Annotated in this window: 25 protein-coding genes; 11 read left to right on the top strand and 14 right to left on the bottom strand. The window is 43.3% G+C overall.

Annotated features, from left to right (window positions below; all coding sequences use genetic code 11):
• Positions 1 to 134: 134 nt before the first annotated feature.
• Together ATG71_RS08250 and ATG71_RS08245 are read right to left on the bottom strand one after the other, a co-directional pair.
• Positions 135 to 617 (bottom strand): NUDIX hydrolase, encoded by a 483-nt coding sequence (locus ATG71_RS08250; RefSeq protein WP_098439196.1) that lies wholly within the window; start codon positions 615 to 617, stop codon positions 135 to 137.
• Positions 618 to 696: 79 nt separating this feature from the next.
• A complete protein-coding gene (locus ATG71_RS08245; RefSeq protein ID WP_098441763.1) occupies positions 697 to 1,914 on the bottom strand; it encodes an NAD(P)/FAD-dependent oxidoreductase in 1,218 nt (405 codons plus the stop codon).
• 485 nt (positions 1,915 to 2,399) lie between these two features.
• Here ATG71_RS08245 and ATG71_RS08240 point away from each other — a divergent pair, with 485 nt between their 5' ends.
• Together ATG71_RS08240 and ATG71_RS08235 are read left to right on the top strand one after the other, a co-directional pair.
• On the top strand, positions 2,400 to 3,398 hold the full coding sequence (locus ATG71_RS08240; RefSeq protein WP_098441762.1) for an NAD(P)/FAD-dependent oxidoreductase: 999 nt from the start codon (positions 2,400 to 2,402) through the stop codon (positions 3,396 to 3,398).
• Positions 3,399 to 3,590: 192 nt separating this feature from the next.
• Positions 3,591 to 4,235, top strand: a complete 645-nt coding sequence (locus ATG71_RS08235) for an SDR family oxidoreductase (protein ID WP_098439195.1) — start codon at positions 3,591 to 3,593, stop codon at positions 4,233 to 4,235.
• Between the two features lie 50 nt (positions 4,236 to 4,285).
• On the opposite strand, the gene ATG71_RS08230 is transcribed toward ATG71_RS08235, so the two are convergent.
• On the bottom strand, positions 4,286 to 4,648 hold the full coding sequence (locus ATG71_RS08230) for a HesB/IscA family protein (RefSeq protein ID WP_098439194.1): 363 nt from the start codon (positions 4,646 to 4,648) through the stop codon (positions 4,286 to 4,288).
• A 217-nt stretch (positions 4,649 to 4,865) separates the two neighbouring features.
• On the opposite strand from ATG71_RS08230, the gene ATG71_RS08225 reads away from it, so the two are divergent.
• Complete coding sequence (locus ATG71_RS08225) at positions 4,866 to 5,564, top strand: DUF2225 domain-containing protein (RefSeq protein WP_098441761.1); 699 nt, start codon at positions 4,866 to 4,868, stop codon at positions 5,562 to 5,564.
• Positions 5,565 to 5,638: 74 nt separating this feature from the next.
• Here the strand turns inward: ATG71_RS08225 and ATG71_RS08220 are convergent, their stop codons facing one another.
• Positions 5,639 to 5,881 (bottom strand): YuzB family protein, encoded by a 243-nt coding sequence (locus tag ATG71_RS08220; RefSeq protein WP_060673070.1) that lies wholly within the window; start codon positions 5,879 to 5,881, stop codon positions 5,639 to 5,641.
• Between the two features lie 321 nt (positions 5,882 to 6,202).
• Here ATG71_RS08220 and ATG71_RS08215 point away from each other — a divergent pair, with 321 nt between their 5' ends.
• The gene (locus ATG71_RS08215; RefSeq protein WP_034763767.1) at positions 6,203 to 7,270 is read left to right on the top strand and encodes an NAD(P)/FAD-dependent oxidoreductase; all 1,068 of its coding nucleotides are present in this window, start codon (positions 6,203 to 6,205) and stop codon (positions 7,268 to 7,270) included.
• A gap of 95 nt (positions 7,271 to 7,365) precedes the next feature.
• On the opposite strand, the gene ATG71_RS08210 is transcribed toward ATG71_RS08215, so the two are convergent.
• The gene (locus tag ATG71_RS08210; RefSeq protein ID WP_098439193.1) at positions 7,366 to 7,692 is read right to left on the bottom strand and encodes a YuzD family protein; all 327 of its coding nucleotides are present in this window, start codon (positions 7,690 to 7,692) and stop codon (positions 7,366 to 7,368) included.
• A gap of 187 nt (positions 7,693 to 7,879) precedes the next feature.
• On the opposite strand from ATG71_RS08210, the gene ATG71_RS08205 reads away from it, so the two are divergent.
• Entirely contained in the window at positions 7,880 to 8,116 is a 237-nt protein-coding gene (locus tag ATG71_RS08205) for a NifU family protein (protein ID WP_034763763.1), read from the top strand.
• A 55-nt stretch (positions 8,117 to 8,171) separates the two neighbouring features.
• On the opposite strand, the gene ATG71_RS08200 is transcribed toward ATG71_RS08205, so the two are convergent.
• Complete coding sequence (locus tag ATG71_RS08200) at positions 8,172 to 9,134, bottom strand: 2-hydroxyacid dehydrogenase (RefSeq protein WP_098441760.1); 963 nt, start codon at positions 9,132 to 9,134, stop codon at positions 8,172 to 8,174.
• Between the two features lie 76 nt (positions 9,135 to 9,210).
• Positions 9,211 to 10,212, bottom strand: a complete 1,002-nt coding sequence (gene yutH / locus ATG71_RS08195; RefSeq protein WP_098439192.1) for a spore coat putative kinase YutH — start codon at positions 10,210 to 10,212, stop codon at positions 9,211 to 9,213.
• A 232-nt stretch (positions 10,213 to 10,444) separates the two neighbouring features.
• On the opposite strand from yutH, the gene ATG71_RS08190 reads away from it, so the two are divergent.
• Positions 10,445 to 10,945: a phosphatidylglycerophosphatase A family protein gene (locus ATG71_RS08190; protein WP_098439191.1), complete on the top strand. Its 501-nt coding sequence runs from the start codon at positions 10,445 to 10,447 to the stop codon at positions 10,943 to 10,945.
• A gap of 302 nt (positions 10,946 to 11,247) precedes the next feature.
• Positions 11,248 to 11,370, top strand: coding sequence for a sporulation histidine kinase inhibitor Sda (gene sda, locus ATG71_RS08185; protein WP_098441759.1), 123 nt, complete (start codon positions 11,248 to 11,250; stop codon positions 11,368 to 11,370).
• On the opposite strand, the gene ATG71_RS08180 is transcribed toward sda, so the two are convergent.
• The 3 genes from ATG71_RS08180 to ATG71_RS08170 form a co-directional block, all read right to left on the bottom strand.
• The gene (locus ATG71_RS08180) at positions 11,367 to 11,618 is read right to left on the bottom strand and encodes a helix-turn-helix domain-containing protein (RefSeq protein WP_098439190.1); all 252 of its coding nucleotides are present in this window, start codon (positions 11,616 to 11,618) and stop codon (positions 11,367 to 11,369) included. The genes sda and ATG71_RS08180 overlap by 4 nt on opposite strands.
• Positions 11,619 to 12,193: 575 nt before the next feature.
• Positions 12,194 to 12,958, bottom strand: coding sequence for a TIGR01457 family HAD-type hydrolase (locus tag ATG71_RS08175; RefSeq protein ID WP_098439189.1), 765 nt, complete (start codon positions 12,956 to 12,958; stop codon positions 12,194 to 12,196).
• Between the two features lie 120 nt (positions 12,959 to 13,078).
• On the bottom strand, positions 13,079 to 13,516 hold the full coding sequence (locus ATG71_RS08170; RefSeq protein ID WP_098439188.1) for a DUF86 domain-containing protein: 438 nt from the start codon (positions 13,514 to 13,516) through the stop codon (positions 13,079 to 13,081).
• Positions 13,517 to 13,652: 136 nt separating this feature from the next.
• Between ATG71_RS08170 and ATG71_RS08165 the strand changes: the two genes are divergently transcribed.
• A complete protein-coding gene (locus ATG71_RS08165; protein WP_098439187.1) occupies positions 13,653 to 13,922 on the top strand; it encodes a DUF3055 domain-containing protein in 270 nt (89 codons plus the stop codon).
• Positions 13,923 to 13,995: 73 nt separating this feature from the next.
• Positions 13,996 to 14,304, top strand: coding sequence for a hypothetical protein (locus ATG71_RS08160; RefSeq protein WP_034763749.1), 309 nt, complete (start codon positions 13,996 to 13,998; stop codon positions 14,302 to 14,304).
• A 44-nt stretch (positions 14,305 to 14,348) separates the two neighbouring features.
• On the opposite strand, the gene ATG71_RS08155 is transcribed toward ATG71_RS08160, so the two are convergent.
• A complete protein-coding gene (locus ATG71_RS08155; RefSeq protein WP_044338154.1) occupies positions 14,349 to 14,624 on the bottom strand; it encodes a YutD family protein in 276 nt (91 codons plus the stop codon).
• A gap of 103 nt (positions 14,625 to 14,727) precedes the next feature.
• Between ATG71_RS08155 and ATG71_RS08150 the strand changes: the two genes are divergently transcribed.
• Positions 14,728 to 15,444, top strand: coding sequence for a YhcN/YlaJ family sporulation lipoprotein (locus ATG71_RS08150; RefSeq protein WP_098439186.1), 717 nt, complete (start codon positions 14,728 to 14,730; stop codon positions 15,442 to 15,444).
• Positions 15,445 to 15,526: 82 nt separating this feature from the next.
• Here the strand turns inward: ATG71_RS08150 and lipA are convergent, their stop codons facing one another.
• On the bottom strand, positions 15,527 to 16,444 hold the full coding sequence (gene lipA, locus ATG71_RS08145) for a lipoyl synthase (RefSeq protein ID WP_098439185.1): 918 nt from the start codon (positions 16,442 to 16,444) through the stop codon (positions 15,527 to 15,529).
• Between the two features lie 219 nt (positions 16,445 to 16,663).
• Here lipA and ATG71_RS08140 point away from each other — a divergent pair, with 219 nt between their 5' ends.
• Positions 16,664 to 17,665, top strand: coding sequence for a M23 family metallopeptidase (locus ATG71_RS08140; protein ID WP_098439184.1), 1,002 nt, complete (start codon positions 16,664 to 16,666; stop codon positions 17,663 to 17,665).
• A 38-nt stretch (positions 17,666 to 17,703) separates the two neighbouring features.
• Here the strand turns inward: ATG71_RS08140 and ATG71_RS08135 are convergent, their stop codons facing one another.
• Positions 17,704 to 17,811, bottom strand: coding sequence for a methionine/alanine import family NSS transporter small subunit (locus tag ATG71_RS08135; protein ID WP_079532007.1), 108 nt, complete (start codon positions 17,809 to 17,811; stop codon positions 17,704 to 17,706).
• A gap of 1 nt (position 17,812) precedes the next feature.
• Positions 17,813 to 19,339 (bottom strand): sodium-dependent transporter, encoded by a 1,527-nt coding sequence (locus tag ATG71_RS08130; RefSeq protein ID WP_098439183.1) that lies wholly within the window; start codon positions 19,337 to 19,339, stop codon positions 17,813 to 17,815.
• Between the last annotated feature and the right edge of the window lie 270 nt (positions 19,340 to 19,609).

Below are 19,609 nucleotides of genomic sequence, written 5' to 3'. Positions count from 1 at the left end.
TTCTTAATTTTCTGATAATATATCATCTATCCGAAATAAAGAAAAGGGACATTAAAGGGGATGTACCTTTAAGAAAGCGAATACATTTATGTTTTTCTTTCATTATCTCTTTTTTTCTTAAAATTTACAGAATTTTATAAAAATAAATGGTAGTTTGTGTAGGCGAATTGGTCACCTGGATTGATGCCTTCGATCATATTCAACTTCTGCCTGGAACCCACTCGTTTGATCATCTCATGCACCATCACGGATGTCTTCTCATCTGCCAGAAGATCTTGAGGCGATTTCCACTGGACATCCCACAACTCAGCTTCCTCTTTTTTAATAGAAGAAATTCCCTCATTCTTGAGCAGAAAGATCATCATATTGTCGCTGATATCGTTCTGGATGACTCCCGACCTTACGCCGATGATCCCTTTGATGGTTGTATGTAACCCCGTTTCTTCCTTCACTTCTCTTATGACTGCTTCATCGACGGTTTCCCCGGCGTTGACAAATCCTGCAGGCAGGGACCACATCCCTTTCAATCCGCTGTATTTCTTTTTAACCACGAGCCATTTCCCATCCTCATCCATGACCAGACCTGCAACGGCCAGCCACACTTTACCCCTTTTCATTGTAAGCACCTCCATCTACATTCCTTCATAATAAAAAGCAGAGTGGAATCCACTCTGCTTTCATTCAATCCTTTAAGGCTTAAAAGAACTTGAATTTACCTTTTTTGAACACTAGTGATGGTCCACCAACCATGTATAGAGCACGGTTATCAACTACCTTCTTCATGAAGGAAGCTTTAGTACCAGTGATTTTCTTGCCGTATACGACACCAATTGCATCATCTTCACCAAGTGAACATACTGTCCCTTTGATGTCCGGAGTGAATAATTCCAGATCCTCTTTACCGTGCAGTAAAGAAGCGATGTTACGGGCACATACTTCCCCTTGCTGCATAGCGATCTGTGCAGTCGGTGGGTATGGACGTTCTGTTTCTTCATTGATCATCAATGAACAGTCACCGATGATGAAGATATTGCCGTGTCCAGGTGCGCGAAGATCACGGTTGATTTTCACGCGGGCACGCATGTTTTCGATTCCAGCTCTTTCGATGACGGCATTACCGCGAACACCTGCAGCCCATACAATCGTACCAGCTTGGATTTCTTCGACTTCATCTTCACCTTTGGCGATGAGTACGCTGTCTGCTTTTGCTTCTTTCAGAGGAGTTCCGATATGGAATTCCACGCCTTTTTTCTCAAGCTTGGCACGTGCGTATTTCACAAGCTCCGGATCGAATCCAGGAAGGATCATCGGTGCAGCTTCCACACATACGATGCGCACTTTCTTACGGTCGATATCATATTCATGGCAAAGCTCAGGAACACGGTTACCCAGTTCTCCAAGGAATTCGATACCAGTGAATCCTGCTCCACCTACAACGATGGTCAAGCGTTCATCGTTCAATTCTCCCTCGTTCTTATACGTAGCAAATTGCAATTCAATGTGCTCACGGATTTGACGGGCAGAGTTGATGTTTGAAATCATGAATGCATGCTCATGAAGGCCTGGAATTCCGAATGTCTCGGATTCTGCACCAAGAGCCACTACCAGGTAATCGAATTCTACTTCGCCTTCACCCGTGATGACTTTCTTCTCTTCCACTTTGATGTCTTCAACAGTGGCTTGCAGGAAGTTCACTTTGCTCGTGTTGACAACATCTTTCACGTCGTAGCGCACACGGTCGTGATGAAGTGTACCTGCGGAAGCTTCGTGTAACCAAGTGGTTTCATAGTGATAATCGTTCTTATTAATTAAAATAATTTCTGCTTCATTTGTTCCGAGTTGCTTCTGAAGACGGGTTACCGTCATTAATCCACCGTAACCTGCACCTAATACAACGATTCTTGGCTTTCTCAACTGAATCACATCCACCTTTTTTGATAAATTTGCTTTGGATACTCTTAGAGTCCTCCACATTATGCGTTTTTATCCCGTTCAATCTGATACTATTATCTTTTTCCCTATAAAAAGGAAGCTAAAACAAATCAAACGCGATGTTTCTTTCCTTATTGAAAAAGGAAATAGTGTATAAAAATATGAGAACAAAGTATGTGACATATTTCACGAACTATTCCATAGTTATGCGAAAATTGTCATAAATTCTTAACAATATGTCTACATTACATAATATTCTTTTTGCCTCGCATTTTCAAGATATATATAGGAAATTAAATTCTTAAGAATATTTAAAAAATGCCCGTTGAATCAATCAAAAGTCGTAGTCTCTTTCATAGATAAGTCTGATTTATCTGAACTTACACCTTCTATCATTGTGAATAATCAAAAGCTGTGTGATAGAATAAAGGTAAAAGAAGCATACCTATATGGTTGGAGGGATCAAGTTGAAGGAAGATCAAAAAGTGTATGATATTACGATCATAGGCGGCGGTCCAACTGGGCTGTTTACAGCGTTCTATGGCGGCATGAGAAAAGCATCAGTCAAGATCATCGAAAGTTTACCACAACTCGGGGGGCAGCTTGCGACTCTTTATCCTGAGAAATACATATATGACGTTGCCGGGTTTCCGAAAGTGAAGGCCCAGGACCTCGTCAATAATCTAAAAGAGCAAATGGCGAAATTCGAAACGACGATCTGTCTGGAGCAGGCCGTGGAAGGGGTAGAAAAACAGGCTGACGGCATGTTCAAGCTCACCACCGATAAAGAAGTCCATTTTTCCAGAACGATCATCATCACGGCAGGAAACGGCGCCTTCCAGCCACGCCGCCTGGAACTCGAGCATGCGTCTGAATTTGAAGGAAAAAACCTTCATTACTTTGTCGATAACCTTGAGCATTTCAGAGGGAAGAAAGTGGTCATCTGCGGCGGCGGGGACTCTGCTGTTGACTGGGCGCTTATGCTTGAGCCGGTCGTAGAAAAAGTGTATCTCGTACATAGACGTGATAAATTCAGGGCTCATGAGCACAGCGTGGAGAATTTACACAACTCCACGGTCGAATTGAAAACACCATACGTACCATCTGAGTTGGTCGTCGATGAAGAGAAGATCAATCAGCTCGTACTGGAGGAAACAAAAGGCGATGAAAAGGAGATTATCGACCTTGATGAAATAATTGTCAATTTCGGATTTGTCTCCTCCCTCGGTCCGATCAAAGATTGGGGTCTTGAAATCGAAAAGAATTCAATCGTGGTCAATTCCAGAATGGAAACGAATATCCCGGGCATTTATGCAGCAGGTGATATCAGTACGTATGATGGGAAAGTCAAACTCATTGCAAGTGGATTCGGCGAGGCCCCGACAGCCGTCAACAATGCCAAAGCGTATATGGATCCAAAAGCAAGGGTGCAGCCGATGCACAGTACGTCCATGTTTACGGATTAATACCATTCAAGGGCTCAGGATATCGTATCCTGGGCTTTTTTTCGTTTATGAAAGAGTAACAATTCGTGATCACAACTTCCTTCCAACCATTGTGCTCTTCACCTATTCACGCCCACTCCCTTGTTTATTTTCATCATGAATGGGTAGACCAATAGTAGGACAAAAAAATTCAGATAAAGGATGATGTGTAAAATGAATGTGTTAGTTATCGGAGCAAACGGCAACACAGGCCGCCATATAGTGAAAGAGCTTTCAAACAGCAGTCAGCATTTCGTGAGAGCCATGATCCGAAAAACTGAACAGGCGAAGGAAATGGAAGATTTGGGCGCAAGACCGATCGTTGCCGACCTTGAGCAGGATTTCTCGTATGCCCTTGAAAATGTGAATGCCGTCATTTTTGCAGCTGGCAGTGGTGGTTCGACTGGAGACGATAAGACATTAGCCATCGACCAGGAGGGTGCTAAGAAAGCAGTCGATTATGCGAAGAAGATGGGCATTGAGCGTTTTGTGATGCTTAGCTCAATGGGTGCAGATAACCCTTCAAGCGGTCCGGATGAATTGCAATTCTACTTAAAAGCTAAGGGTGCAGCCGATGCCCACTTGAAAGAAAGCGGCTTAAATTACACCATCGTCCGCCCGGGATCCCTTTCATTCGATGATGCAACAGGGAAGATTGAAGCCGCTACAAGCATCACGGATAAAAGCCGTGAGATTTCCCGTGCAGATGTGGCAAAAGTGCTTGTAGACTCTTTAACAATAGAAGAAACGAACCACAAAGTATTCGAAATCCTAAGCGGTGACACACCAGTGGAAGAAGCGCTGAAACATATTCATTAAGAGCGAAAAAGGGACGGACCTCAAATTGTGAGGTCCGTCCCTTTTTGCATTTAGCAGTTCTCCGGCGTTCCTTTATTCGTCGCCGTCACGAATGATGATCCACATCCGCATGATGCGATGGCGTTCGGATTGTCGATGGTGAATCCGCCGCCCATCATGGACTGCTTGTAGTCTATTTTCGTCCCGTTCAGGATGGCAGCATCATTTTTTGCTACGACAAGCTTGATTCCATGCTGCTCTGTCGTTGTATCTCCATCCTGTAGATCATGTTCAAATCCCATACCGTAAGAAAGGCCGCTGCAGCCTCCCCCTTTTACCGCTACTCGTAACATGGCATCTGTTTCTTCATGTTCCTTCATCATATCTTTAATCTGAAGGGCAGCAGCTTCTGTTAGAATGACAACTTCACTCATTCATTACACCCCCAAGCTTTTCATTTCTTACTACTTAGTATACTCCTTTCTATTTTACTACTCAACCGATGGGGCTTTGGTGAATGATTGGAAGAGTAATTATATGAATATTCTCATTAAACACAACTTTTTACTCACCATGGATAAAAAATACTGGTTACCTTTACCTTCATCAAGGTATAATGAGGTAAATAGTCCCGATTATGAGGTGAGATTCATGACGGTTGTGACGCCATTTTATGATAAGAAGACCCAGTGTCTATCGTGTAAACACTCATACAGTACGATTAGGATCAGATCCCGGTTTGTGAAGCTCAGCGGGTATGACAGTGATTTTTGCCCCCTGTATGAGTCAGATGAAGTGAACCCTTTGCTCTATAACGTATCCGTCTGTCCGCAGTGCGGTTTTTCTTATACGGATGATTTCACCGTATACATACCTCCTGTTCTTAAAGCAGAGCTTGAAAAGAAAATCAGTCTTCACTGGCAGCCTCAGGATTATGGGAAAGTCAGGTCATATGAAGATGCAATCAATACGTATAAACTGGCTGCCTACTGTGCTTTAATCAAGAAGGAGAAAAAAGTAACCATAGCAGGGTTATACCTTCGCACAGCCTGGCTTTATCGAAAGATGGCTGATAAAGAACAGGAAAGACGCTTCATTAATCTGGCTGCACATGAATATATCGATGCCTATTTAACGGATGGTGCATCCGGTTCTTTGATGTCTGAAACAAAGCTCTTGTATATCATCGCTGAATTACTGAGAAGGCAGGATAAGATCGACGAAGCCGTAGCCTACCTTTCTAAAGTCATCAGTAAACAGCACCTCTCCACCGAACCAAAAATCATCGAAATGGCCAGGGAGCGCTGGTATGAAATCCGGGAAATGCATAAAGAAATGAAGTCAATGTAAAAAACCAGTGATCCCCACTGGTTTTTTACATGTATTTTTACAAAAAAAATAAGCCGGTCAGGGCCGGCTTTTGTTTAGAACATCGGGTTATCTTCAAGGAATTGATAGATATGATCCACCAGTTCTTCAGGCGTGTCGCCTGTTACGACCTCCCCATTGACGAGAGCATAAAACGCTTGGGCGCATTTTCCGCAGTATCCCAGGCATCCGTACTCAATGACATCAAGGTTCGGGTCTCTTTCTAATATCTCAAGCGCCTTTTGCGCACCGCTAGCAAGATTGCTTATACAAAATTCAATAATAGGTTTCAATTCCATCACCTCACTACTCTTTGTTATGCTACCTTTTTTTATCAATATCGTCAATGATTTGCATTCCATGTAATGGTATAACAGATTGTGAACATTTTCGCTTATTTCTGTTGTGAAAACACCTTTATTTCGATATACTTTTAATGTTAATAGGTTTATTTATGTAGAAATTACTCGAATTAGGCTTCATATTGAAAATGCTTACTTTGCCAGGACCCGTTTCGGCGTGACTGTCCTTTAATTCTGTCCCGATCCATAACGGGATATAAATCATATACAAACACACTATTTCAACAATAATGTAGAGTGCAAAAAGGGGAAATTTCCATGAAACAATTAGTGCTGCTTGGCGGAGGATATGGGAACATGCGCGTCCTTCTTCGCTTATTACCCAACCAATTACCTGAAGATGTATCGATTACCCTGATTGACAGAAATCCTTATCACTGTCTGAAGACAGAATACTATGCGCTTGCTGCCGGTACGATTTCAGATCAGCATGTACGCGTATCATTCCCGGAACATGCCCGGTTATCCTATGTATACGGAGATATCTCAGGCGTGGACATGGAGAATAAACTCGTCCGTATGAAAGATCAGGATCCCGTTCCTTATGACGACCTTGTCATCGGGCTTGGGTGTGAGGATAAATATCATAATGTACCGGGTGCAGATGAACATACCTTCTCGATTCAAACGATTGAAAGGTCACGTAAGACGTATCAAACGCTGTGTAATCTTCCTGCAGGTTCGATCGTCGGAATCGTCGGTGCGGGCTTAAGCGGGATTGAACTTGCCAGTGAGCTTCGGGAAAGCCGTTCTGATCTGAAGATCAAGCTATTCGACCGTGGACCGCGTATCCTCAATGCCTTCCCTGAACGTCTGAGCTCTTACGTTCACGGCTGGTTTGACGAAAATGGCGTAGAAATCGTGAACAATTCCAATATTACAAGAGTGGAGCCGAATACACTGCATAACCACGAAGAACAGATCTTCTGTGATGCCATCGTGTGGACGGCCGGGATTCAACCGAGCAAGGTCGTTCGGGATATGGACGTGGAAAAGGATGCAAGCGGTCGCGTCATCCTGACAAAGTATCATAACCTGCCACAGGATGAAAACGTGTATGTGGTCGGTGACTGCGCAAGCCTTCCTCAAGCTCCTAGTGCACAACTTGCTGAAGGGCAGGCAGAACAAATCGTCACCATCTTGCTGAAGCGTTGGAATAATGAAGAGCTTCCCGCAGAACTGCCTAAGATCAAGCTAAAGGGGATCCTTGGTTCACTCGGAAAGAAACATGGTTTCGGACTGGTAAACGAGCGCTCCATCACGGGCCGGGTCGCCCGTTTGTTGAAATCCGGTGTATTGTGGATGTATAAATATCATAATGGTTGATGTAGAAAGAACCGCCGGTTGGCGGTTCTTTTTTATGTGCAATATCCCATCAAAAAAAGGCTTCCTCTATAGAAAGCCTTTCTCAAAAAGTTTGATCAAACCGCCTTATATCCATACTTCTCAAGTTCTGAGTAGATCGTCTTCAGACGGGGATTTCCTTCTCCGACAATCTTGCCTTCCAATAAGACAATGGGATAGAACATATCTTCTTCCACTACCCTTGAGGCAAACTGTTTCACCGATTCTTCTTCCGGCGGATTGTGGATATCCACATATTTAATGACAAATGGCTGATTTGGATATTTCCTGCTCACTGCAGCCTCGAGCCACTCGTACGTTTCTTTCGATGATGGTAAGTTCACGCAGCTTGGACAAAGTATTTCTGCCCCGTACACGTAAAGTTCAACCGGCTTACGTTCCATATGATCCTCCCCCTTGTTCCCCTCTTTTGTTTATTTTACAAAAAAAGCAGGAAGGTTGGAACCATTTTCTTTATGGAAACGGAATGGGAAACATTTCTTGAAAAAGAAATGCCCAATCCTTTGCAGGTTGATAGATTTTTTGCGAATATGTCATTATAATAGATAGTAAGGAAAGGAGTAGATAATTATGGCTGAAAACGAAATGATTGCACCCGTTCAGGAAGTATTAGATAAATTACGTCCGTTCCTACTTCGCGATGGTGGAGATTGTGAACTTGTAGACGTTGAAGATGGCATTGTAAAATTGCGCCTTCTGGGTGCTTGCGGAAGCTGCCCAAGTTCAACGATCACATTAAAAGCAGGAATCGAACGCGCTTTGGTGGAAGAAGTTCCTGGTATCGTCGAAGTAGAGCAAGTATTCTAATTGAGCTATAACCTCGAAATCCTGAATCCTTTATTGGATTCAGGATTTTTTTCTTTTACTTCACTGCTGTTTTTGGGTTGTCTCCTTTAAGAACGGCCAGTATGTTCTCCACACACAGGGTCATCATGTCATAACGGGTGTCCTTTGAGGAGCTTCCGATATGAGGGATCGCGACGACTTGATCGAACTGTAGAAGAGGATGATCCTCACTTATAGGTTCTGCTTCGAATACATCCATTCCCGCTCCCGCAATCTCCCCCCTCTTCAACGCTTGTTCAAGAGCTGATTCATTAACGATGGCTCCCCGTGCTGCATTGATAAAGATCGCTGTTTTTTTCATTTTACTGAATTGATTTTCCTGGAACATCCCTTTTGTTTCCGTGTTTAAAGGCGCAAGGACAACCACGAAATCCGATTGGGAAAGAAGATCATCAAATGGCACATACCGGACTTCAAGTGATTCTTCCGCTTCGGATTTACGGGAACGGTTATGGTACAGTACTTCCATATTAAAACCCTTCGCCCTTCTCGCCACCGCTTCACCGATACTTCCCATTCCGACGATCCCCATCGTTTTATGATGAATATCCATTCCGGCAAGGAGGAGGGGTGACCAGCTTTTCCACTTCCCATCTTTAATATACCGGTCGGCTTCTACGATACGTCGTGCGGTTGCCATCAAAAGGGCGAAAGTTAAATCCGCCGTCGTTTCGGTCAGTACATCGGGCGTATTGGTAATGGTGACACCCTTTTCTTTTGCCGCTTCCAGATCGATATTATCAAAGCCAACCGCAAGATTTGACACCACTTTTAAATGGGAAGCATTCTGTAAGAGTTCCCGATTAACCTTGTCCGATAGCATGGTGAGTAAAGCAGATGCTTTCTCTGCCTTCTCAAGGAGGATATCCCTCGGTACCGGGGCATCCTCCCGTTCCCACATTTCCACGTCGAACTCATTTTTTAATGGGGCGACCACGGCCTCAGGAAGTTTCCTCGTAATATAGATGAATGGTTTCATATACATACCCTGCCTTCACTTTTCTTTTCTTCAGTTTAGCATAAAAGGGAAGGTCCATCCCATCTTGGCGATTGGATTATAACCACGCTATCTGGGGAATGCCCCACTTTTTCACCGGCACCTCGGACATATGGTAAAAGTCTGCCAGAAACGCTTCGTATTGATGGGAATTTTTCAAATAGCGCTCCAGTTTCTCCTCGACTGTCTTTTTCTTCTGTTCTGATTGTGAAATGTAATACTCCTCGATGCATTCGAAATAATGCAGGGGAAACAATAGCCGGGAATACAACAACCTCCATGAAAATGGAGAAAGGGGTGTAACCGACTCATACTCTTTCATGAATTCCTGAAGCTCAGGATGAAACGTTTGGCTCCTCATGAAGTATCGTTCCCTCACCCACTCGGCTATGTCCCGGCTGCAGTGGTCGAATACCCATTGAAACGGAAAATGTATGCACATTTCGGTCCCCCATGTGGACTCGAGAAAGCGTTCATGACAGATCGTGCCCGCGTCCTCTGCCTTCGGGTCTTCATCAAGCTCCGTATCGACCAGGTATTGAATGGCATTTTCAGAAAGCGCACTATAATAAGGATAACTCTCGACAAACCGGCGTTCAAACTCGTCAGCGGGCTGGTCCTGAATGACCTGATAATAGGCTTTTTCCAGTTGAGCCATTCTCTTTTCCCACAGACTTTTCCACTGTCCCATGCGATTTATTTTTTCCACTTTCTCTTCGAAGGTCCGTCCCCTGAAATGGAATTTGCTTAGCTTTCGGCCGAGCTTATGATAAGGCGGGGACTCTATGCCCTCATTTCGCAGGACGACATAATCCTTATCCTTCTCCACCACGAGAAATTTCCCCTCATTGCTCTGGACAAAAGTCGACACATGCCGGTCCCCTGTGCTCTTCAGGTGTTCTGCTAATTTATAGAGTTCCACCAGGGTTTCCTGTTCCATATTCGATACACCCACAATACTATATACTAATCCCCCGACCATATATCGATCCATCATTCCATCGAAGAATGCCCGCTCAGGATGCAACCCAAAATGGTTCATTAGAATCTCTTGAGACATACCGACCTCTCCTATCTTTAATGACCGTTCTTTTTCATCATTCAAGTGCTGACTGCGCTATCCGGGACCATCATTTCGACGCAGAATGAATATCTAAATCCAGGGATGGGCAAGAATGAGAACAGAAGCTATTATTATGTCTATTTTTCAATTGGGAATCATATGAGTAAAACAAGGCTTCGTCTAATCGAAATAGGGGTTTTATAATCTTTCAAGGAAAAAGGTGAATAAGATGAAGGATAAAGAGTCAATGGATTTATTAGAGAGAACGGCACGTAAATGGCTGCATGAAAGAGGAGTGGAAATTGAAGACATCGCTCAATTAGTCATGTACCTTCAACAGAAGTATCATCCTGATCTTGAATTGAAGGAATGTGTCTATAACGTTGAACGTGTACTGACGAAGCGTGAAGTACAGAACGCCATACTTACAGGCATTCAACTTGATATATTAGCTGAGAAAAAGATGCTTGCGGAACCATTGCAGGCGATTGTTGAAGTAGATGAGGGATTATACGGTGTGGATGAAATCCTGGCCTTTTCCATAGTGAATGTGTACGGTTCGATCGGATTCACGAACTACGGATATATCGATAAACAAAAACCGGGAATCCTGGAAAGATTGAATGATAAATCATCGGGTATGTGCCATACTTTCCTGGATGACATTGTAGGCGCCATTGCAGCTGCCGCTTCAAGCCGATTGGCACACCGGGCGAAATGCGCAGAATGAGGGTGAATAAGTATTTCAAATCAGACGACAGGGTCGTCTGATTTTTAGTGGTGGAAGAAGTGTACAAGGTAATGGATACCATCTACCCTAAAAGATTATACAGTGTAAACAATTAGAACCATTTAACTAACTTAATGTTTGCACATCAACGAATAGTTTTATATAATTACAAATATAGTTGTAATTATATTTATTATAATTGTAACCGGGGCGTAACTAAAATACATACATCACAAAAAAGGCTTTCACTCTTATGGAGTCTACAGTATCACACATTTTGAAATTGACCGAGGTGAGATCTTATTAAACTCCTGAGTGACAAAGCCCTTATAGATGCCTATCAAAAAGCAAAACAGTTAAAACTCAGTAATGAATTCATCATTCTGATCGAACAAGAAATTAAAAAGAGAAAATTAGTTCATTAAAGAATCGTGTGATTGTAGATGTCTTGGTGCTCTTCACAATTCGGCATGATGTCTTCCCACTGGATCTCCAAGGAGCATACAATCGCAAACAGCTTGTTCAGGGAGGGATTCGCCTCTCCCTTTTCAATCAACGAAATATAATTAACCGTTAATCCACATTTGTGACTTAATTGTTGTATGGTGATTTCTTTTGCTCTTCTATGTTGCCTTATTTTCTTTCCGACAAGTCCTGTAACTGTAATACTCATTACCTCACTACCCTTTTAAAAATTCTTTAGAAATGACGTGGATTGTTTCGAAAATCAAGCTAAGAAACAGTGACTTTCATTCTTAAAGTTGTTGTGCATTCGTAAAGAATAGTTAGAAATTGAAAAGGTATCAATGCTAATAGTCCCCTACTACCTTTGATGTTTACCCTAGTTGAATACCTTTACACTTGATTTCGAAAATTTTTTAAAAAACTTTCACTTTCTGTCTTCATGAACCTTCTGGGTACTCAAATATGCGTCATGGAAAAAGTATCGTTAGTTAGAGGAAAAACCACATAATTCATTAGTAGTATAATGTACATACCTACTCCTTATTCATACACCATATCTATAGAGGCATAGATATGGTTACCAAAAGGGCCATCTCAAAAGTCCCCCTTAGTATAAATAGTATTTTGTTTACTTCTTTTCACACTAGTTCTATTTTACTTATACAAACGTGTGTTGTCTATTATGAATTTGTTACTAATTAAAGACATTTTTCTTTATTTGAGTACTCAGCAGGGTCATGAAAAAAGTGGAGGCGGCAGTCAGCCTCCACTTTTTTTCACTTATTATATATCCCATTGATCCAATGTTCCAATAGTAAAGGTAGGCTGAATATGCTTTTGACTCAATGCCTCTTTTGTTGTGACTCCTGTATGCACAAGCAGCGTATCGAGTCCGGCATTTATTCCCGCCAGAATATCTGTATCATAGTTATCCCCCACCATCAGCGTATCTTCCTTCGGGACTCCCAACACTGACAATGCCTGTTCCATGATAATGGACTCAGGCTTTCCGATAAAGATCGGTTCGGTCTGGGTGGAGACAGTCACGACAGATGTCAGGGATCCATTTCCCGGAAGCAATCCCCTTTCAGTCGGAATCGCGATATCTCCATTCGTTGAAATGAACGTTGCCCCGTTTCTCACGCCCAGGCAAGCAAGGGCTAATTTCTCGTAATTAATCTCCCGGTCGATTCCCACTACCACGAAATCCGGTTTATCATCCTGCAGTGTAATGCCGTTCTCTTCAAGTGCTGAGCGTATTCCTTCTTCGCCGATGACATAGGCCGTTCCTTCAGGCTTTTCCTTCGCCATATACTGTGCCGTCGCCATGGATGTCGTAAATACCTGTTCCTTTGTTGCGGGTATATCAAAAGAACGCAATTTTTCCGCTACCTGTCCCGGTCTTCTTGAAGAGTTATTCGTCACGAACAGATAAGGCAGGCCCTTATCCTGCAGCCTTTTCACGAAATCCCCCGCTTCTTCAATCTTCTCCTTTCCTTTATACATCGTTCCATCCAGATCGATTAAATACCCTTTATACTCTTTCATCATCTACCTCCATTTAGTGTCGTTAGTATGTCCAATATTTCTATTTGTTTTACTGTAGTACGTTATCTCTAAAGAAAATAAGACAGCGCTCCTCGTGATGGAAAGCGCTGTCAAATACGTTTAGTTTTTAAATGCCGAAACGGGGCCCAGTTCATTTTCAAGGTAGTTTCGGACCTGTTGCGGGAATTGGTTCAGTGTTTGGTACACTTCTTCCAGGATGGTATGTAATTGCGCGTGTTCAACGGTTGTATATTCCTGGACCAGTGGTTTACGCTGTTCGACGAGGCGTTTGAGATCTTCGCTCATCGTGTCTGTAATCACTTTTTCATCCAGAAGAATATCGATGATATCCTCATAACTTCCCGGATCCCTCATGATAAATCCATCAATCATGCTGTTCCCTACGTCCAGGATAGATTCAATGATGACGTGGGCCACCCTTTCAAGCGCCAACTTTTCCAGAGTAGCGTCCCACTGTTCTTGACGGCTGAATATGTTTAGCTGCTCATCCATATAGACCAATATTTCTTCAATCTTTTCCCTGTCTACGAAATACATGATGCTCACCTCTTTCTTCAACAATAACCTGACACTTTATTTTAACATAATTTCACCTGACCCATACAGGTACATCCTGCAATTACTGCCTCAGTCTGATATGATGAAATAAGCATAAAAAGAGGAGGACATCGTGATGACTGAACGTTTTTATTTATATGACGATACAGAAAATACACGAACGCGATTCGTGAGTTTCATGGGGGAAAATCAGCGGTACGACCTGGCCATTACCCAAACGGAACGCTATTACGGCAAATCATTGGTACTGGACCTTCAGGGCAGTCGATTTGCCATCATGGGAAGAGATGACCTTGATGAACCTGGATATGTGGAGAGTGTATTTAAATTAACAGGGGAAGAAGCGGATGAATTAAGGGATTTCTTAGGTGAAATCATTCTCTGATCGAGTTGGTCCACTGAAAGAATGAACTCCACCTCCCCCTCACATACTAAAGGTATGAAAGGTGGGAGATAAAATGAGCAAAGACCGGAAATCCTATGACAAAGAAGACGAGGAATACAGTGACTTCTCCAATGTAGAAACATACCGTAATTTCCTCGTCCCCGAAACACTTCCGGAAGGTCCCTACGGTGCTCCCAGAGGTAAGCATACCCCTGTCGAAAACAAGAGTACACCTTGGGAAGAAGGTCAACGGTATTATAGTGCCTTCAACTACGAGAATAAATCCCTGCATCAGGATATACCCCGTCAGGAACCCGGATCACATCCCGTTCATGCAGACCCGGATGTGAATGAAGAACCGCCGTACACTGAAAATAAGTAAAAGAAAGGAACAAACGATTCATCGTCGTTTGTTCCTTTTCACGATTATTTATTGACTTTCTTCACGAGAAAATAAGCACACCCAAAATTACAGTATTCATATAAGTAATCCTTATGAGTACTCACCTTTGTATCGAAAGAAGCCTTTTGATTGTGGTCATCGAAGAACCCTTTCAATCTGAGCTGTCCGTACCCCCAATCACCAAGGATATAGTCGTATTTGCTTAAGATATCGCTATATCTTTCCTTGAAAGCTTCCTCGTTGAATCCGTCCCTGAATTCCTCGACGATTTCGTAGCACGTGTTCTGCACACAAATCACCTCTGTCCACCCACTTTCGTTTCCTTATTTTAAATTATAACGGATTGTCCATTAATTACTATGAAAAATTACCATTAGAGATGGTCACCCTACTGAATAGGGGGTGTTTAAGTTGAATAAATTACTTTTGGGTACAACGGTTCTCGGCATCACACTAATCGGGACAGCCTGTAATGGCATTGACACAGCCAATGAGGAAATGTTCCACGACAATGGGAATACCATTAACGTAAGTGACAGGGAAGACCTGTATAACGAAAATAGCTGGACTAAAAAAGGGGCACACCGCGGTGAAGACTTTGGTTATGTCCGACAGCAGAAGAGCCCTACCGGTGGTCAAAACATTTCCACCAAGGATATGTACAGTATCAATCGCGAGCAGGTAGCCGACAGCATCAGCAAAATGAGTGTCGCCCTTCCTGACGTGAAAGATTGCTCTACCCTCGTAACGGACGAAGAGGTCCTGGTTTCTTATGTGACCGACAAAAAAGATAAAAAAGGACGCTTCGAAACAGCCGATCAGGTAAAGAAAACAGCCATGTCCGTCATCCCGCGCTGGTACCATGTCTATGTGACAGATGATAAAGCCTTGATGCGCAATGTCGAAAACCTGGCCAAAATGGATAGTGACAGCGATAATGTTTCTACCGCCATCGACGACACCATCAACCTGATGTTGAAGGATTCCCCACAAGGAAGAAACGTCGATTCAGGTGAGAATGCCAATGGCGAAATGACATCAGATCAATACGAAATGCGTGACGACGATACCCATAAGATCAATATGGACCGTCAGAAACGTAATGACCTAACAGATTGATGGTATAACCTCCATCTGCTGCAAAAAGGACTGACTGTCATAGAGATCTCCGACAGGTCAGTCCTTTTCTTGTTATATGAAATTATGCGTTCTGTACTTCCTGCTCACCTTTAGCTTGTCTTGCTTTCGCTGCTGCGTTCACCTGCTCGTCGGCATGGTAGGAAGAACGTACAAGCGGACCTGCTTCACAGTGGCTGAAGCCTTTTTCCATTGCCGCTTCACGAAGTTCGGCAAATTCATCTGGATGGTAATACTTTTGAACCTTCAAGTGCTTCTTCGATGGCTGCAAATATTGACCTAATGTCACGATATCAACATGATTGGCACGAAGATCATCCATCGTTTCAAGAATCTCTTCCTTCGTTTCCCCAAGACCGACCATGATGCTCGATTTCGTAGGAATGGCAGGATTCAATTCTTTCGCACGGCGCAGGAATTCCAATGTACGATCGTACGTCGCACGGGCACGAACTCTTGGAGTCAGACGTCGAACGGTTTCGACATTGTAATTCATGATATCCGGTTTAGCATCCATCAATGTCTTGATATTGTCGAATACCCCACCCATATCAGAAGGAAGAACTTCGATGGATGTGAACGGGCTCTTACGGCGGATAGCGCGGACGGTTTCAGCAAAGACCTGTGAACCTCCGTCTTTCAGGTCATCACGGGCAACCGCAGTAATGACGACGTGCTTCAAGTTCATAAGTTGTACAGAATCCGCAACGCGTTCCGGTTCTTTAAGATCTAATTCAGTTGGAAGACCGGTTTTAACGGCACAGAAACGGCACGCACGGGTACAAATATCACCTAAAATCATGAAAGTAGCCGTACGTCTTGTTCCCCAGCACTCATGAATATTAGGACAACGGGCCTCTTCACATACTGTATGAAGATTGTTTTCCCGCATCATTTTCTTAAGACCCATATAATTATCGTTCGTATTCAGCTTAATCTTAAGCCAATCCGGTTTCCGAATGTGTTCATCTTTCTTACTCATACCCCTCATCTCCAATCCTAAATAATTCTGACTTAGGCAAAGAGTGAAACGTTGTCTCGTTCATCCTATGTAAAAAAAGCCATCATCAATATACTTCTTTTGTCACTTTATCATACTAAAAAAGTGAAAACAAGCATGTGATACCCTATTACCATTTATTGATGATTATGAATCCCCGATAACGATACAAACTACAGATAGGCCCCTAAAAATGGAGGGATGATTTTGTACAAACGATTGGTATTCTGCATTGTATTCTTCTTCATGATAAGCCCCTGTCAGAGCTTCGCAGCAGAAAAGCTGTCAGATGAGCAGATACACACAAAAAGAATGGAACTCTTCCAGAAGAGCGAGGCTATGACTCAGATCCCCTGGTACTACCTGGCTGCCATTGATCAGTACGAACGCAGTTTAAGGTTCGCCAGGAAAGACAGGGAAAAGCCATCCTCTTTCATCTCGATTTATATGGAGCCTGAAAAGTGGGTCGGACCTTTGAACCCCCACGCCGAGGATGACAACCCTGAAACGATTGCCCTTTTCAATGGAATCGGCCGGGACGGGGATCATGACGGGAAAGCCAGCTTGAAAAGTGATGAAGATAAACTTGCCTCATTAACCGACTTTATCCTTCGTTACGGCATCGATCACGATAACTTCAAGCTTGCCCTCTGGGATTATTACAAGCGGGACAAAACCGTCAGTATCATTATGGGAAATGCCAAAATATATAAACAGTACGGAACGATTCACCTCAATCAGAAAGCCTTTCCGCTTCCCCTGCGATTTAACTATAGTTACCGGAACACCTGGGGAGATGCCCGGGGATGGGGCGGAAGACGGATCCATGAAGGGACGGACCTCTTCGCTGATTACGGTGTTCCAGTCAGGGCTACATCATATGGCATTATCGAGATGAAAGGCTGGAATCGTTATGGAGGCTGGAGGATCGGAATCCGAGACATTAATAATACGTACCATTATTTTGCCCATTTGAGTGGTTTTGCCAAAGATCTGCATGTCGGACAAGTGGTTGAACCGGGAATGGTGATCGGCGGTGTCGGAAGCTCAGGATATGGACCTCCAGGAACGTCAGGGAAATTTCCGCCGCATTTGCATTATGGAATGTATAAAGATAATGGCCTGACAGAATGGTCCTTTGATCCATATCCTCATCTAAGAATGTGGGAACGCCAGGACAGGATCAAAAGCAAGAAACATTAAAAAGCAGACAATGGGGATTCCACTGTCTGCTTCTTTCTTTATACTTGTTTCTTCGATTTGGATACAGCGTTCATGATACTAGCTGCTAATCCACCCCAGATGATGACCATTCCGACTATCATCATTGTAATCGCGCTACCAGTCATGTTAGCTTACCTCCTTATAGCTTTCAGCTTCCGTCTTGGCGTTCCAGCGTTTAAACCCGAGCGCCACGCCTACGATAATGGCAAAGGCTGCTACAAACCATCCGCTATATAGAATGAATCCATCAGAATAACCTTCGTAGTTACCCGTTTCGGTATCAAATTGTTTCAGAAGGTTCATTTTGAATAATCCGAACATCATCCAACCAAGGACGATCGGTGTGATGACGCCCAAACATACTTTCCACCATGCACCAAGCTGGATATCCGAGATTCCATTTGCATGGGATTGGAATGCCCCAAGCTTACGAAGGAACCAGGCGATCACGACTACTTCCACTAATCCAACAAAAGCGACTCCGAATTGGTTGATGAAGTAATCCGCAACATCAAGGAATAACAATCCACCCTGTGTAGCAAAGAGGATGGAAATGACGGCTGAAAGTCCGCCACCGAATAGTACCGCTTTGTTACGGGAAATCCCGAACTTCTCAGAAACGGCTGCCACATACGTTTCCGAAATGGAAATCAATGAAGACAGACCGGCCAGTACAAGTGAAGCAAAGAATAAGAAGCCAAAGACTTCGTTGAATGCCGGAAATTCATTGATGATCTGCGGGAAGACAACAAACGCCAGTCCAACGCCGCCGCTTACAACATCCTGCACTGCCACACCTTGTGACTGTGCCATGAAACCAAGTGCCGCAAATACACCGATACCTGCCAATAGTTCGAATCCGGAGTTACTGAACCCCGTGATGAAGGCGTTGTTCGTAATATCCGATTTCTTCGGCAAATAACTTGAGTAGGTAATCATGATGGCAAAGGCAATGGATAAACTGAAGAAAATCTGTCCATATGCTGCCACCCAAACGCCTGGATCAGCAATTTTACTGAAGTCCGGTTTGAAGAATGCATCAAGCCCATCCATCGCTCCTGGTAACGTTAAAGCGCGAACAACGATAATTAAGAATAAAATAACAAGTGCTGGAATAAAGATTTTATTCGCTACTTCGATCCCTTTCTTAACACCTTTGAAAAGAATGCCCAGTGTTACGGCCCATACGATGACAAGAGGGATGAATACTCCCGGGACCACGCTGCCCGTCTGGCCTGCGTCGACTGAAAGCTTTAAATAATCACTGAACAGGAATGACTCTGTATCTTTGCCCCAGCCTAAATTGAAAGAAAATACGCTGTAGGACATCGCCCATGCGATAATGACCGCATAATAAGTGGAAATGACGAATGCGATCAATACCTGCCACCATCCAAGCCATTCCGTTTTCTTATTAAGACGGAAATAAGATAACGGTGCTGAACCACGGTACTTATGACCAATTGTAAATTCAAGTACTAATAATGGAATACCTGCTGTTAGAAGAGCGAATAAATATGGAATGAAGAATGCTCCCCCACCATTTTCATACGCCACTGCCGGAAAACGCCAAATGTTCCCCAGTCCGATTGCTGAACCGACAGCTGCCAGAATAAATCCTGCCCGTGTACCAAACTGTGCACGATTCTCCATGTTGTTCCCCCCTAGTTCTTTCCAACTACCTGCCTTGAGGTATTTGAAATTTTTATATTTTCAGATTATTTATAATCTAAAGACAGTATAGCTAGTTCCAGGACAATTGTCAAAGCTTTATTTTTGTGTTTTTATTGAGAAATTAACCAAATGTCCACAGTACTATTTCACTATAAGAATTTTGTCGGATTTTGGAGAATGGGAGCCGATTGTATGATGGGTCTCCAAGATAAAAAAACCAGAAGCCGAATGGCTCCTGGTTTTCATTTC

The organism is Bacillus sp. es.034 (genome assembly GCF_002563655.1).
In the GTDB taxonomy this organism is placed as follows: domain Bacteria; phylum Bacillota; class Bacilli; order Bacillales; family Bacillaceae_B; genus Rossellomorea.
Note: the sequence above shows the minus strand (reverse complement) of the source record. Positions and strands in the feature narration are given on the sequence as shown.

Coding starts and splice junctions, on each gene's coding strand:
- ATG71_RS08250 (WP_098439196.1), bottom strand. CDS start 617: ATGAAAAGGGGTAAAGTGTGGCTGGCCGTTGCAGGTCTGGTCATGGAT.
- ATG71_RS08235 (WP_098439195.1), top strand. CDS start 3,591: ATGAATGTGTTAGTTATCGGAGCAAACGGCAACACAGGCCGCCATATA.
- ATG71_RS08230 (WP_098439194.1), bottom strand. CDS start 4,648: ATGAGTGAAGTTGTCATTCTAACAGAAGCTGCTGCCCTTCAGATTAAA.
- ATG71_RS08225 (WP_098441761.1), top strand. CDS start 4,866: ATGACGGTTGTGACGCCATTTTATGATAAGAAGACCCAGTGTCTATCG.
- ATG71_RS08220 (WP_060673070.1), bottom strand. CDS start 5,881: ATGGAATTGAAACCTATTATTGAATTTTGTATAAGCAATCTTGCTAGC.
- ATG71_RS08215 (WP_034763767.1), top strand. CDS start 6,203: ATGAAACAATTAGTGCTGCTTGGCGGAGGATATGGGAACATGCGCGTC.
- ATG71_RS08210 (WP_098439193.1), bottom strand. CDS start 7,692: ATGGAACGTAAGCCGGTTGAACTTTACGTGTACGGGGCAGAAATACTT.
- ATG71_RS08205 (WP_034763763.1), top strand. CDS start 7,880: ATGGCTGAAAACGAAATGATTGCACCCGTTCAGGAAGTATTAGATAAA.
- ATG71_RS08200 (WP_098441760.1), bottom strand. CDS start 9,134: ATGAAACCATTCATCTATATTACGAGGAAACTTCCTGAGGCCGTGGTC.
- yutH (WP_098439192.1), bottom strand. CDS start 10,212: ATGTCTCAAGAGATTCTAATGAACCATTTTGGGTTGCATCCTGAGCGG.
- ATG71_RS08190 (WP_098439191.1), top strand. CDS start 10,445: ATGAAGGATAAAGAGTCAATGGATTTATTAGAGAGAACGGCACGTAAA.
- ATG71_RS08180 (WP_098439190.1), bottom strand. CDS start 11,618: ATGAGTATTACAGTTACAGGACTTGTCGGAAAGAAAATAAGGCAACAT.
- ATG71_RS08175 (WP_098439189.1), bottom strand. CDS start 12,958: ATGAAAGAGTATAAAGGGTATTTAATCGATCTGGATGGAACGATGTAT.
- ATG71_RS08170 (WP_098439188.1), bottom strand. CDS start 13,516: ATGTATTTCGTAGACAGGGAAAAGATTGAAGAAATATTGGTCTATATG.
- ATG71_RS08165 (WP_098439187.1), top strand. CDS start 13,653: ATGACTGAACGTTTTTATTTATATGACGATACAGAAAATACACGAACG.
- ATG71_RS08160 (WP_034763749.1), top strand. CDS start 13,996: ATGAGCAAAGACCGGAAATCCTATGACAAAGAAGACGAGGAATACAGT.
- lipA (WP_098439185.1), bottom strand. CDS start 16,444: ATGAGTAAGAAAGATGAACACATTCGGAAACCGGATTGGCTTAAGATT.
- ATG71_RS08140 (WP_098439184.1), top strand. CDS start 16,664: ATGATTTTGTACAAACGATTGGTATTCTGCATTGTATTCTTCTTCATG.
- ATG71_RS08135 (WP_079532007.1), bottom strand. CDS start 17,811: ATGACTGGTAGCGCGATTACAATGATGATAGTCGGAATGGTCATCATC.
- ATG71_RS08130 (WP_098439183.1), bottom strand. CDS start 19,339: ATGGAGAATCGTGCACAGTTTGGTACACGGGCAGGATTTATTCTGGCA.